The sequence below is a fragment of the Calothrix anomala FACHB-343 genome (assembly GCF_014696435.1).
GTDB classification, from domain to species: Bacteria; Cyanobacteriota; Cyanobacteriia; order Cyanobacteriales; family Nostocaceae; genus Aulosira; species Aulosira anomala_A.
The window spans coordinates 13,066-27,187 of the sequence record NZ_JACJQG010000065.1 but is presented as its reverse complement, the minus strand read 5'-3'; the positions used below and the strand labels follow the sequence as shown (position 1 = coordinate 27,187).

General features: G+C 40.1%; 11 protein-coding genes. 9 read left to right on the top strand and 2 right to left on the bottom strand.

Annotation, left to right across the window (positions count from 1 at the left end):
* Positions 1-172: 172 nt before the first annotated feature.
* From H6G08_RS28585 to H6G08_RS28550, 8 genes are all read left to right on the top strand, one after another.
* Positions 173-1,807: an FAD-dependent monooxygenase gene (locus H6G08_RS28585; RefSeq protein WP_190549268.1), complete on the top strand. Its 1,635-nt coding sequence runs from the start codon at positions 173-175 to the stop codon at positions 1,805-1,807.
* A 30-nt stretch (positions 1,808-1,837) separates the two neighbouring features.
* Complete coding sequence (locus H6G08_RS28580) at positions 1,838-2,512, top strand: glutathione S-transferase family protein (RefSeq protein ID WP_190549266.1); 675 nt, start codon at positions 1,838-1,840, stop codon at positions 2,510-2,512.
* 62 nt (positions 2,513-2,574) lie between these two features.
* Entirely contained in the window at positions 2,575-3,825 is a 1,251-nt protein-coding gene (locus H6G08_RS28575) for a cytochrome P450 (protein ID WP_190549264.1), read from the top strand.
* A 1-nt stretch (position 3,826) separates the two neighbouring features.
* Positions 3,827-4,198 carry a VOC family protein gene (locus H6G08_RS28570; RefSeq protein WP_190549263.1) on the top strand — a complete coding sequence of 124 codons (372 nt, stop codon included), beginning with the start codon at positions 3,827-3,829 and terminating at the stop codon, positions 4,196-4,198.
* A gap of 298 nt (positions 4,199-4,496) precedes the next feature.
* Positions 4,497-5,762 (top strand): cytochrome P450, encoded by a 1,266-nt coding sequence (locus tag H6G08_RS28565; protein WP_190549260.1) that lies wholly within the window; start codon positions 4,497-4,499, stop codon positions 5,760-5,762.
* A 164-nt stretch (positions 5,763-5,926) separates the two neighbouring features.
* Positions 5,927-6,145 (top strand): peptidoglycan-binding domain-containing protein, encoded by a 219-nt coding sequence (locus H6G08_RS28560; protein WP_190549258.1) that lies wholly within the window; start codon positions 5,927-5,929, stop codon positions 6,143-6,145.
* A gap of 158 nt (positions 6,146-6,303) precedes the next feature.
* Positions 6,304-6,522 carry a peptidoglycan-binding domain-containing protein gene (locus tag H6G08_RS28555; RefSeq protein ID WP_190549258.1) on the top strand — a complete coding sequence of 73 codons (219 nt, stop codon included), beginning with the start codon at positions 6,304-6,306 and terminating at the stop codon, positions 6,520-6,522.
* Positions 6,523-6,635: 113 nt separating this feature from the next.
* Complete coding sequence (locus H6G08_RS28550; RefSeq protein ID WP_242046312.1) at positions 6,636-8,252, top strand: MFS transporter; 1,617 nt, start codon at positions 6,636-6,638, stop codon at positions 8,250-8,252.
* Between the two features lie 164 nt (positions 8,253-8,416).
* Here the strand turns inward: H6G08_RS28550 and H6G08_RS28545 are convergent, their stop codons facing one another.
* Complete coding sequence (locus H6G08_RS28545) at positions 8,417-9,274, bottom strand: phosphate/phosphite/phosphonate ABC transporter substrate-binding protein (protein ID WP_190549254.1); 858 nt, start codon at positions 9,272-9,274, stop codon at positions 8,417-8,419.
* Between the two features lie 514 nt (positions 9,275-9,788).
* On the opposite strand from H6G08_RS28545, the gene H6G08_RS28540 reads away from it, so the two are divergent.
* Positions 9,789-10,694, top strand: a complete 906-nt coding sequence (locus H6G08_RS28540) for a Tll0287-like and HAMP domain-containing protein (RefSeq protein ID WP_190549252.1) — start codon at positions 9,789-9,791, stop codon at positions 10,692-10,694.
* Between the two features lie 155 nt (positions 10,695-10,849).
* Here H6G08_RS28540 and H6G08_RS28535 read toward each other — a convergent pair whose 3' ends face one another.
* Positions 10,850-13,084 carry a caspase family protein gene (locus H6G08_RS28535; protein ID WP_190549250.1) on the bottom strand — a complete coding sequence of 745 codons (2,235 nt, stop codon included), beginning with the start codon at positions 13,082-13,084 and terminating at the stop codon, positions 10,850-10,852.
* Positions 13,085-14,122: the final 1,038 nt, after the last annotated feature.

Genomic DNA, 14,122 nt, shown 5'->3' with positions numbered 1-14,122 from the left:
AAGAAATACAGATACCAACTTGTGGTTTAAATACATGAAAACTGCTGTAATGACTGAACCGTATTAATTAAAAGCCCAGTGAAATCGTGAGCGAAGCAAGTTTCCAATTTTGCTTCTTTACCTCTTCCTTAGTGTCCTTCGCGCCTTCGCGGTTCGTTCCTTCAGAAAACCCATGAAAAACAACAACATTGAAACTGATGTGCTAATAGTCGGCGGCGGCCCTGTGGGTCTAGCAATGGCAGTAGAACTACGCTATCAAGGTATAAATTGCCTACTCATCGAACAAACAGACGGCATTGTCACCGACCCCAAAGTCAGCACAGTCGGGCCGCGATCAATGGAATTTTGCCGCCGTTGGGGCATTTCCCAGCAAATCCGTAACGCTGGCTGGCCTGCCGATCATACTCTAGATATTGCTTGGGTAACATCTGTAGGCGGTCATGAAATATACCGAGTTCATTTTCCCTCCTATCGCGATCGCACTCTCCCTGAATATACCCCAGAGCCAGAACAAGTATGCCCCCAAGACTGGTTTGCTCCAGTATTTCAGAATTTCTTAGGTAAAGAGCCTCAAGGAACAATTCGCTTCCTGTCTTCCTTAGAAAGCTTTGAGCAGACAAACGCAGGGATCGTTGCCCAAGTGAAAAACGTAGAAACAGGAGACACAGAGATTATCCACGCTCGTTACATGGTAGCTTGCGATGGAGCGCGTAGTCCTATACGTAAAGCTTGCGGTGTTGATGCGCCTACCTTTCACGCCACCCAAACTTTTCAGAGTGTCGTCTTTAAAGCACCTGAATTAGCGGCGCAGATGGGAAAAAACCACGCAATGGTTTATTTTCTGGTCAATCCCATCATCCAAGAACCACTACGAGCAGTAGACGGGCGTTCTTTATATCGTCTCATTTTAAAGCCACAAGCAGACGGTCAAGTGCGGGATGCGGAAGAAGCAATCCGCGCAGCGATATCAATTGATACCCCATTTGAAATTATTTCTAATCAACCCTGGCGTTTAACCCATCGCGTTGCAGATAATTTCCGCGCCGGAAATATCTTCTTTGTGGGTGACAGCGCCCATACACTTTCACCTTCCGGTGGTTTTGGGATGAACACAGGTATCGCTGATGCGGTTGATTTAGGCTGGAAACTGGCTGCTACAATCAAAGGCTGGGCTGGTGCTAACTTACTTGACACCTATGAAATCGAACGCCGTCCCATCGCTGTCCGCAATTTAGAACAGGCGAATGCTAACTTAGAACGCACGCAAAAACGTAGTATTCCCCCAGTCATTATGACTGACTCCCCCGCAGGGGCGCAGATTCGCCAGGAAATGGCGGAAGGTATGGAACGCAGTGGTGTAAAACGGGAGTTTGACGCACCTGGGGTTCACTTTGGTTTCTGCTACGAATCCCCGATAATTATCCCCGATGGCACACCCCCCAGCAACGATCCTTTTCAATGGGAGCAAAGTACTTACCCTGGTTGTCGCGCACCTCACGCTTGGTTAGAACCGGGGTTATCTACCTTAGATTTATTTGGTCATGGATTTGTGCTAATGTCTTTTGACTCCCAGCCACAAGAAGTTGCAAAATTAGAACAGGCTTGCCAAGAAAGAAACGTACCGTTGACAACCCAGCAAATCAACAACCCAGAAATTGCCAAGCTTTACGAGCGTAACTTTGTTTTAGTGCGTCCTGATGGACATGTCGCTTGGAGAGGAGAAGCTTTACCAGAAGATGCGGGAATATTAATTGATCAAGTACGCGGAGCAAAATTGCATAAACTTGCTTTACCTACCGCTAAGTAATAGAGTAAGTAAACAAGGATGTTTGTGAATATGCAGCTTTACTATGCTCCTGCTTCATCCTACTCACAGCGAGTTTTAATTGCTCTCTATGAGAAAGGTGCAGACTTTATACCAATTCCGGTAAATTTATTTGACCCCGTAGCGCGCGATCGCTATTTGCAAATTAACCCCTTTGGTAAAATCCCCACGCTGGTTCATGATAATGAAGTCATTTTTGAATCTGGCATCATTATTGAATACCTAGACAACTACTTTCACGAATTACCCCGTCTGATTCCCCTCGACCCACAATTAAGTTTAGAAGTGCGGATGCTAGAACGCATAGTTGATGTATATATCAACACTGGCAGAGAGGCGTTATTTGCCGATAGCCAACGTCCAGAACAAGAAAGAGGCGGTAAGGAATTAGTTAAACCCAAGCGGTTATTAGAAAGTGCGATCGCACTCCTCGATCAGCGACTAGCAAACCGTACATGGCTCGCGGGAGAAGAGTTTTCCTTAGCTGATTGTGCCGCAGCTCCTACCCTCGCCTATCTACGTATGCTCTATAGCTACCAACATCTGCCCAACCTGAGAAATTACGTCAAACGTCTAGAATCCAGACCCTCTGTAGCTAAGGCTTTCAATTCTGGACGGGAGCAAATGACCGCAATGTTATCTAAGTTGCGGTATCCATTGCAACTAGTGTTGACTGTTGACTGTTGACTGTTGACTGTTGACTGTTGACTGCCCTCTAACTACCACAAATTTATTTGGAAATTCAAAAAATGACTATTTCAACCATAGAGAGATTAAATCCATTTCTGCCTAAAGTCACCTCAGACCCCTATACATATTACCGTCTTTACAGAGAGCAAGACCCAGTACATTGGGGAGTTTCCTCAAACCCTAACTTATCTGGTGCTTGGTACGTCTTCCGTTACGAAGATGTGATGAAAGTTATGGAAGACCGCAGATTTGGGCGGGAATTTATTAAACGTGAGGACGTAGAAACTACCCCAGTACCAACAGCTTATCAGACCTTCTTAACAATGGTGAGCAAGTGGATAGTTTTCCGGGAACCACCCGATCACACAAGGCTCAAATCCTTGGTAGCCAAAGCATTCACCCCCAAGGTAGTGGAAAATCTGCGTCCAGTAGTCTATGAAATTGCAGACAGTCTGTTAGATAAAGTTCACGCCCGTGGTGAGATGGATTTGGTGGAAGAATACGCCTTTCCCCTGCCAATTATGGTGATTGCGACAATGTTGGGTGCTAATCCCCACGATCACCCGCTATTCCGTCAATGGGCACTCGCTTTACAAAATGCTAGCGCCTCACGTTTGAAACCACCCCCAGAAGTTTACGAAAAAGCAGAAAAGGCCAGCCAAGAATTTATTGACTACTTCAAGCCCATCATTGCCGACAGACGCGCCAATCTCCAAGAAGATTTGATTTCTAACTTAGTCAAAGCTGCCGATGAAAGCGATAAACTCACTGACGAAGAAATTGTTGCTACTTGTACCCATCTGCTAACCGCAGGACATGAAACCACAGTTAACCTAATCGCCAAGGGTGTCATAGCTTTACTGCAAAATCCACAAGCTTATAAATTATTGCGATCGCATCCCGAACTAGCACCCAACGCCATTGAAGAGATCATCCGCTACGATACCCCCATTCAAATGATTACCCGTTGGGCATACGCAGACATTGAAATCGGCGGTCAATTAATTAAACGGGGCGACAGCGTTGGTATAATGCTTGGTTCTGCTAACCGCGATCCCGCCCGGTTCCAGAATCCCGAAGTTTTTGATATCCAACGTGAAGACATCAAGCATTGCGGTTTTGGCGGTGGAATTCACTATTGTCTTGGTTCTACCCTAGCCCGCGCCGAAGGACAAATTGCCATTAATGTTTTACTCAACCGTTTACCTGAACTCCGCCTCGCCAGTGAAAACATCGATTGGGCAAACAACATTATCTTTCACGGGCCGAACCATTTACCTGTTACCTTTACAAAATCTGTGGGGGTGTGAGATGAGTTTGATCAAAGGATTAACCAAAACCATCCTCTATGTCAAAGATATAGACACACAGGTGCAATTTTACCGCGATCGCTTAGGGCTTGAGGTTAAATCCTCCCTTTCGATAGCTGGACGCAATGATAAACAATGGGTGGAATTTGCCACAGGCGAATGTACTTTGGTACTACACGGCAATTTAGCAGCCCAACATGGTAAAGATAGACCCAAGTTAGCATTTCACGTCAACGATATTCAAACTGCCTACAAAGAACTAAGCGATCGCGGTGTCAAATTAAGTCCAATTCGTTCACCTTCCCCAGGTTTACAAATTGCTGAAGGTGCCGATCCAGAAGGTAATCCCTTCACTATTGATTGCCAAAGTTAATGTCATTTGTCATTTGTCATTTGTCATTGGTAAGGGCTTCAAGTGGATTTATAGGTTTCGTAATAGTTTGGTGCAATTACCGAGTTACTAATTGAATCATTTGGGGTTTAAATCCCTAACTGATAAAAACAACCAATTTGACAATTTATACCAATTCTCGAAAATCTAGCAACACATTCAAAGCCGGAAACCGAGATACAGTCTGAATTTCTTAATTTTGAATTTTGAATTGGTATTAGCGTGGTATTGCACCAATAATTACGAATTACAAATTACGAATTACGAATTAATTAAAAGTATGACTGCACATTATCCTACACAATCAAAAAAATGTCCCCATTTGGGTGTGGAATTTCAACCTTTTGTTAAACCACAACTAGACAATCCCTATGCTTTTTATCAACGTGCGCAACAAGAGGAACCGATATTTTTCAGCCCTTTACTTAATGGCTATGTTTTAACTCGTTATGATGACATCATAGCCGTCTTAAAAGACCCAAATCGGTTTTCTTCTGCGGATACCCTGAGTCCAATTGTTGAATTTACGCCCCAGGTATTTGAAGTGCTGCGTCAAGGCTTCCCCTTAGTGCGGGATTTAGTGGATAGCGATGGCGAAGAACACAAACGCTTACGTGCGCCTTTTATGAAAGTGTTTGCGCCCGAAAGGTTGGAAGCAATGGAAGATTCCATTCGCGCGATCGCTAACAGATTAATAGACGATTTTATTGATAATCGTAACGCAGATATTATTGCCCAATTTGCTTACCCACTGGCTTTAGAAGCCATCCTCACCATGTACGGTATACCTTTAGACAGGATGGCAGAGATTAAGAAGTGGTGCTACGACATGAACGCCTTAATTTCATCGCCATTGACACCAGATGAACAGGTAGAATGTGCGCGTAGTATGGTATCAATGCAGTATTTTGTAGCGGGATTAATTGAGGAACGACGCCAAACACCAGGGGATGATTTGATTAGTCATGTCATCACCTCTAACTTAACCATGCCAGAGTTGGTGAGAATTTTAACGGGATTGATCCAAGCGGGACATAAAACAACATCCCATTTAATTGGCAATGCTTTAAAACACTTGTTAGAACGTCCTCAATTATGGCAAGCTTTAGGCGATCGCCCCTCAATGATACCAGTTGCTTTAGAAGAAATACTCAGATATGAAGCGCCTGTACCCGCCATGAGTCGCACCACTACCCAAGAGGTAGAAATAGCCGGAATGCAGTTACCAAAGGGAACGCGGTTATTTTTGATGTATGCTGCTGCTAACCGCGATCCAGCTAAATACAGTGAAAGCGATCGCTTGGAAATTGAACGATTCCAGCACACCACACCCAACCATCTAGCGTTTGGCTACGGAGTCCATCGCTGTATCGGTTCCAACTTAGCGCTGCGAGAAGGGCGAATCGCTTTAGAAACCCTGTCTCAAAGACTAGCAAATCTGCGACTCCAACCCAACCAAGAATTTAACTATATCCCCACAATGGTATTCCGGGGTTTAACAAACCTATATGTGGAGTGGGATCTACCAACCATCAACAGTCTGTAGGGGCGGGTTAACCGAGATTCGGGTTATCAACCCTTAGATATTTGTAAACCCGCCCCTACAACCATCAACAGTCAACAGTCAACCGTCAACAAATTTGTCATCCCCTGCATAATTCTCAAACTGCTACCGCTATTAACAGATATAACTCACAAGGAGAAATCAAAATGTCTCAAATGCCTATTTTACAACGCGGAATCTCTGGTCAAAATGTTGAACGCTTACAAGGCGATTTATCTCGCTTAGGATATCAAATTCCCGTCAACGGTTTATTTGATGAAGTCACTGAAAATGCCGTCAAGAAATTTCAACAAGACCACAATTTAACAGTAGATGGAGTCGTAGGCCCCCAAACCGGAAGACAGTTAGGCGCTACTTTAGCTTAACCTAAATTTTCCTCTAAAAGCGGGTTGATATTATCAACCCGCTTTGCATGAAAACAGAAAAATCTCTCACTTTATTTTCAGTTTTTCCTCTTAATAGATTGCATAATTCTCAAACTGCTACCGCTATTAACAGATATAACTCACAAGGAGAAATCAAAATGTCTCAAATGCCTATTTTACAACGCGGAATCTCTGGTCAAAATGTTGAACGCTTACAAGGTGATTTATCTCGCTTAGGATATCAAATTCCCGTCAACGGTTTATTTGATGAAGTCACTGAAAATGCCGTCAAGAAATTTCAACAAGACCACAATTTAACAGTAGATGGAGTCGTCGGCCCCCAAACCGGAAGACAGTTAGGCGCTACTTTAGCTTAACCTAAATTTTACCCTAAAAGCGGGTTAAAATCATCAACCCGCTTGTCAACCGTCAACCGTCAACTGTCAACAATCAACCGTCAACAACAAAATCCAAATCCATGCAGACTTCGATGACAAATATCAAATCTAAAAATCCCACCAATATTTTCCAAGATAAAAATTTTTACATCGTCAATTTAGTGACAGTCATGGGAATAATTGGGGGAACACTTTTTAACCCCGTACTGCCAACTATACAGCATTTTTTCCAAGTTTCGGAGGCGCAAATTTCATGGACAGCAGCACTTTATCAATTACCTAGTGCCATCATCACCCCGATATTTGGAATATTAGCTGATAGCTTAGGTAGAAAAGCAATTTTAATTCCTTCACTGCTATTATTTGCTTTTAGTGGTATGTTCAGTGGCTTAACATCTAATTTTACTAGTCATTTAGGATGGCGATTATTACAAGGTGTTGGTGCAGCTAGCTTAGAACCGCTACAAGTTACGATTATTGCTGACCTTTATCGTGGTAGAAGTTTAGGAATGGCGATGGCATTTAATGCCAGCTTGATTGGTATTAGTGGCGCACTGCTACCTTTAATTGGGGGAAAATTAGGAGAATTTAACTGGAGATATACATTTTTAGCTTCAGTGCTGGCTGCGCCGCTAGCAGTAATTGCTCTCATAATGTTGAAAGTACCAAAACAACAACATACGCAAAAGTTTGATTTTAAAGCTTATGTCCAAAACACTTGGAGCAATATTAATCAACGTCCAGTAATTGGATTATTATTTGCGGTGATGGCTTTATTTTTATTGCAAACTTTATGTTTAACTTTTATTCCCTTTTTAGCAGTAGAAAAGTTCCAGACATCGGATACCGTTAATGGCTTTATCTTGACTAGTATGTCAATTTCTCTCGCCATTACTGCTTCTCAATTAGGGCGATTGTTGCGAAATCTTTCAGAAATTAAGCTGATTAAACTTTCTTTTTTATTATTTGCGATCGCTCTTTTCATTCTGCCTTTAGTTTCTAACTTTTGGTTGCTATTTATCCCCATGTTTTTACTAGGTGTGGCTCAAGGTGTCGCTCTTCCCTGTTCTCAAGCACTGTTAGCTGGATTAGCTGCTCAAGAATCTCGTGCGGGATTTATGGCAATCAATATGACAATTTTATCTTGGGGGCAAACATTAGGCCCAGTGCTGGGAAGTATAGCCGTAGTTTTTGGGGGAATAAAAGCAGTATTTTATACTAGCGCCGTTTTTGCCTTAATTTCATTTACAATCTTTAATTTTCTGTTAACTACTAAAGTATTCAGCTTCACGGCTAAAACCATACATTTACCACTACCACCTAGTAATGAGCCTCCATCATTCGTTTCTGAACCGCTGACATCTCCCACAATCGTCCAACAACCCATAGGACAGTTATTCCATCCCCAAACTCATCAGACAATTCTCTTTCCTGAAAATTTTGAGGTAATTACTATTGGTAAAATGAGCGATCGCATTTATCCCGATATCAATCTCGGAGATTTGCCAAATTCGGCAGTTGTTTCCCGAATTCACGCCCAGATTCGCTTTGATGGTCAAGAATATTATATTCAAGATATGGGTAGTACTAATGGAACTTTTATCAACAAGTATCCTTTAATTCCCGGAACTTGGTATAAGTTAAAACCCGAACTAAGCTTGAGTTTCGGACGGCGAGAAGCAGTTCAATTCATATTTCAAATAGCCTAAATTACTCCCAGAGTCACCTAAGTCAGTCAGTATAAAAAAACCGAACTAAGTTAAGAAACGTAAACACAATTAAAACCCTTACCAATGACAAATGACAAATGACAAATGACCAATGACAAATGACGACCCTCACCAGTTATATTTAATTACGCCGACTTACTTAATTAAAATATCCGCGCAGGTTTAGTGCGCAGGTTAGTAGCAATCGATGTGACCCGGTTGACCACAGAAATCATATATTCATAATTGGATACTTCGACATTTGGTACATATCCAACTTCTTGAATTAAAGTAGGAGGCGCTTCTTGAAGATAATTACGAATCAAATCTTGATGATTTTTGTCAAGTTGCGGACTCAGCAAAACAGCACCAGGGGGGACAATTTGAGGATCTGAGAATAAGATGCGAAACTCTACATTACTTAGCTCTAGGCGATGCACATTAAATTCTTCCAGTGAAATAGCACCAGCAGCAGCTTTGTTTTGCGCCACCCATTCAAGTACTGTTTTTGGTGTAGGAGCAAATAAAATTTCTGCTAATGTTAAACCATAAAGATTGTATAGTGGAAAATAATATCCAGTAGCAGAACCAGGGAGACCTAAAGCCACTGTTTGATTTTGCAAATCTTTCAATTCTTGCAAAGGACTGTCTTTGCGAACCACGAAAATAGAGCGGAGATTTACCTCTACCATCAACGGAAAAATAGGTAAATATTGATATTTCGCTTTAGCAATTGCTACCAAACCAGGAGAGGCAAAAACTAATGACCAATTATGATTTTTGATACGTTCTATCGCCATATTTTCATTGAAAGTTGGCTCTAATTGAATCCTGGCTCTGATTTTTTTACCTAAATATTCACGGAATCGACTAAATTGTTCTAGCTTTTGTTTTTCTTTACCATAGCTAATTACACCAATAACTAACTCTGTAAATTTAATTGAGCTATCTTGTTTTTCACAAGCAGCAAATAAAAAGAGCATCTGCAAAATAAATAAACGCCGAGAACTCTTAATTTTCATCAATAGATTCTATTATTTTGTATAAGGATAGCTTTTGACTGTCTAACAATCATCTTACTCTTTTAGCCTGTAAAATAATACCTACAGCAATTCTTAATAGGTGCTGCACAAAGGGAGGCGCAGATAATCTCAGAAGAGGGAACATGACATGATTGAAGTATAAATAGTTAATTTTAATCATAGAATTTACTGAGAAAACGTGAGATGAAAGAGCAACTGCCAGAATCGAAAATGCAGATGGTTGACAACCAATATACATATCGAGGCAGAAAAACCCTACTTAATACATCGGTTAATTTGATGATTAAATGTCAAAAATAATACGTTAACAATAGCCAAAATTGATGTAAAATGCCCAAATAGAGGATAAAATTAGATTACCACAGTAACAATAAAAACGCATTAGCGGACATTTAAGCAAAATAAAAAATATATTTTTAATATAATCTAATATATTTTAATGTATTGTTATGTTTGGCTGTATAGTATAGACGATTAAACAGTAAGTACACCCATGAAGATAGGAACAAAAGTTAATTTAATTTTGATCGTAGTGTTTATCGGTGGCATTTTAATTAGCGGTACTGCTTTATCACAAGTCCTGGAACACAACGCAGAAAAAGAGGTGTCCTCGAAAGCAGTAGTGATCATGCAAATTGCCAACTCGCTGCGACAATATACCAACGATCGCGTACAACCTTTATTGTTACCAAAAGTTGAAACTCAAGAAGTGTTTATCCCAGAATCTATACCAACATTTTCTGTGAGAGAAATGGTAGAAATTTACCGCAAAAACAATCCTAATTTTCTAGCTTTTAGCTATAAAGATGCAGCGCTAAATCCAACCAATTTCCGAGATAAAGCGGATGATTTTGAAGCCGATATTCTTAAAAAATTTCGTCAGCAGCCAGACAAAAAAGACCAAGAGTTATCTGGGTTTATTAATACATCTGGAGAGAAAATATTTTATACTGCTCGACCTTTTATAGTCAATCAAGAAAGTTGTTTACGTTGTCATAGCACGCCGGAAGCGGCTCCTAAAAGTCAAATAACAGCCTATGGAAGAGAAAATGGTTTTGGGTGGAAGCTACATGAAATTGTTGCTGCTCAAATGGTCTATGTTCCGGCTGAGGAAATTTTTAAAACTGCTCAACGGTCTTCTTACTTAATATTAGGAATGTTAGTAATTATTTTTATAGTCATCGTTATAATTATTAATTTTTTAATTAAAAAGACAGTAATACAGCGAATCAAAAGTATCGCGAATGTAGCAGAAAAAGTGAGCATTGGCGATATGGAAGCGAGTTTTGGTAAACAAGATAAAGATGAAATCGGAATGTTAGCAGAAGCTTTTAACCGGATGAAGTATAGTTTAGAAATTGCTCTGGATATGTTAAACAACAATACCAATATTAAATAAAATTTAATGCAAGCGATCGCCTAGCCAGAATATCCTCCTGACTAACTTATACCAATTTGAAAAAAGAATGCGACAGATACACAACCTCAACGCCTTGTTCTGTCTGGATTCTTAATTTTGAATTTTGAATTTTGAATTTTGAATTGGTATTATTTTCAGTTACCCAGAATCCGATTTTCAAACTCTAAAGCCTTTTGTGGATCGCGAATTCCTGCTGATAATTTCTTGACAAATTCTAGTAAAGAAATTTGCGGGTAAGATTTCAAAATATCTTGAACTACAAACCTAGCAATTGGCCCTACTGCATAAGCTAACTCGCGCTCGCATTTACTGATAAATTCGGGAGAAATTCTTGAGGAATTATCTGACTTGCTTTGAGATTCAACAGTCGATTGTTCTAAAATAGCTATTGCTTGTTGCTGAAAACTTTGTTGCTTTTCAGGTAACAAGTGCGTGGTTAATTTTCCTACTAACTCTTGAGAGTTAGTAGCTTTTTTTAAAGTCTTTTTTAAAATTGCAGGCGCAATCGAACCTACTGATAGCTTCAGCAAATATTCGATTTGAGAATACTGTTGTGAGTCTAGCTGGAAGTTTAATTGCGGTGGTGCTTCCGTTACATAATCAGCAGTAATAGGCGCAGTAACAGAGACAGGCTGTTCTATCAATGACTGGGATGAAGGTAGATAAGGAAATTCTACTGTTGGTAAATTGTTAACGTCTGGGGAAAGTAAATTTTTCTGCTCTTCTTGTTGTTTTTCTGCGTTTAATGCTACTTCGTTTAGTTGTTGAAAAACTATATTAATATTACCCGGTAAAATATCAATTACTGCTTGTGTAGCTGATAAACAGACATCAAGTTTAACACCTTTTGCTGGTAATGCGGTTTGTAATTGAGTAATCCATTTAGCAATTGGTAACCCAGCTTGGGGGTTAGCGGCGCTCAGTGTTTCGAGAAGGGTTTGCGAAAATAGTTCTGGAGCTTGGGCTATAGAAGCACCAGCAATTATACATTGTCCTTGTTCTGTACCGCTATGCAAATCTTCTATCCAATTGTTCAGGGTAGTAGCTTCAGGACAATCCAGAATAATTATTTGTTGAGACTTTGTAGCGCGTCGTAACTCGTGTCTTAGCCAAGAGCGACTCAGACGCATTCCATCGCCTAAAACTAACCATGCTTCCCCGTCTTCGATTTCCTCGATGTGTCCCCGTAAGTATAATAAGGAGGTTGGTGTATTTTTGATTGTTCCTAGATGGGAAACAGATTGAGTTGTGGATTGATCGCCCTTATGTAGAAATTCTTGGATTGTTCGTCTGATTTCTGACCAAGATTGACCTTGTTGAGGAAACAACTCTACCTCAAAGTTACCAGATCCAGCAAATAGGCGACTCAAGTCTGTTGTAGTTTTCTTGTTTGCAAATCCATCGATGACTAGCGCTCGTCGCTGTTTGTGAGATTCAACTGCATCAGGTTTGAATCCTAAAATTAATTCTCCCACACCTTCCACAATTCGTTTGGGTGTTTGCAAAGGATATTCAGGATGAAGTTTACTGTCACCGCGATCGAGCTTTTGCTGATTAATCAGACGCAGTTGATGATTTAATTTATCAATATATTGCAGCGTCTGACGATAAACATATTTGTAAAGACCGTCGGCTTCGATGATACCCTGGGAGTCAGCAGCTTCACCTAATAAGCCCTGCATTAAGTAGTAAGTAAATAAACCATGTCCTAGTTCGGGAAATTCCCAAGATTGTTGTCCTTGATCGCAAGATAATAAGGCGCAAAATCCTTTACTTTTTGAGGCTCGTTGTTGTAACACCTTCATCAAGGTTGGTGCAGAATTAAATAAATTCTCGGGGATATTTCCGTCTCTAGCACTACCGGCGTTTCCTCCTAATAACTTGAAGTCTCCACTATGACAGGTGTCTAAACAAACTATTTGCTGATTTGCTGCTGTCACCTCTAACATCTGTAATAATTCTTGCAAACCCAACCCTGTAGACAGCAGGTCATCTTTGCGGGTATCTGCTAAACAAAGTACAGCTTGCTGAGTATGAGGATCTAACATTCCATGTCCAGAAAAATATAACAGGATCGAGTCCTGGGATTGAGTTTGCGAGACAATTCTTTGCAAGCTACTACGAATTGTTTCCAAGGTCGGGGATTGTGCCGCAAAATCATGATGAATTATTACTTCTTTATTAGGAAATCCCTTTGTGGCTTTTACTAGTGCTTCTTTTAACCCTTGGCAATCCACAGCTGGGTAACGCAAAGAAGGTAAGCCAGAATCTTGGTATTCGTTAACACCAACTAATAAAATCCAGAGCTTGGCTTCTCCCGTTTTTAATGTATTATTTGAATAACTAGAACCAACTGCTATTGGAGACATCTTTACTAGTTTTATCCTAAAATTACTGTTTTTAATTAGCTTCTTTGAGTTATAATCCAGTCAAAAACTCTCAAAAGGAGTTACTGTAAAAAATTACTTTATCTTTTACTTTTTATAGCAAAAATTTGCTATTCATGTATTAAAATCCAAGTGGCGATAGTGCGATCGCAAAATCTTGTATTTTTGCTGCCTAACAGTCTCAGCATCATATCTCACCATCCAGGATATTGACATTTCGCCTATGCGCTAAGTCAGCTTCGGCTTCGCTCAACTACCGCGAAAATGAAATTTCTGACTCTCAATTCTCTCAAATATTATCAGATCCTCAAGTGCCGTTGCTTTTTTGGCTAAATTGCTGTAACTAAGTCATTTTACTTGTATTTTGGCTGCTAATGCTTTATAACGATGAAGGTGCAAAGTTTATGCACTAGTACAAGTCGGCGGAAATAAACCACCCATTCCTAATCAATGAAACACCTATGCTGTATTCATTTTGAATTTTGAATTTTGAATTTTGAATTCACGGCGGTACTAGCCTGTTGAGCGATCGCTCTTCTTGCGTATTTTTGTCAGCAAATATGTTTTAAATATGACTTTAGCATTCGCCAATTCTCTCCTTGGGAGGTAACATGACCAAACATAAGGTAACTCCAAAAAAGCTAAATTTGTCCATAACCAAATCCACAGCCATCGCTGTTATTACTAGTTTGCCTGTTGCACAGAGAAAGTGAAATGTTGATAACTTAAGGAGTTTGATGTCCAAAAATCTCCCGTTCACAAACTGAGTTAAGGTTAAGTAAGAAAATTTAAGGGTAGTTATATTTGTTGAGCCTAGCAAGCTCTAGATTTCAGCTATATGAATATTCTTGAAGTTCAAATAGCGATCGCTGACAATAATTTCACCCACTATCCCACAGTAATCGATATCTTGTACTCTGATTTGGGAAATTGATGGTATTATGAGTGAGATTTATGTTTATTAATGTTTAATTTAAATTAAAATTATTAACGTTTATCAATGATAGAGCAAATTTCTAC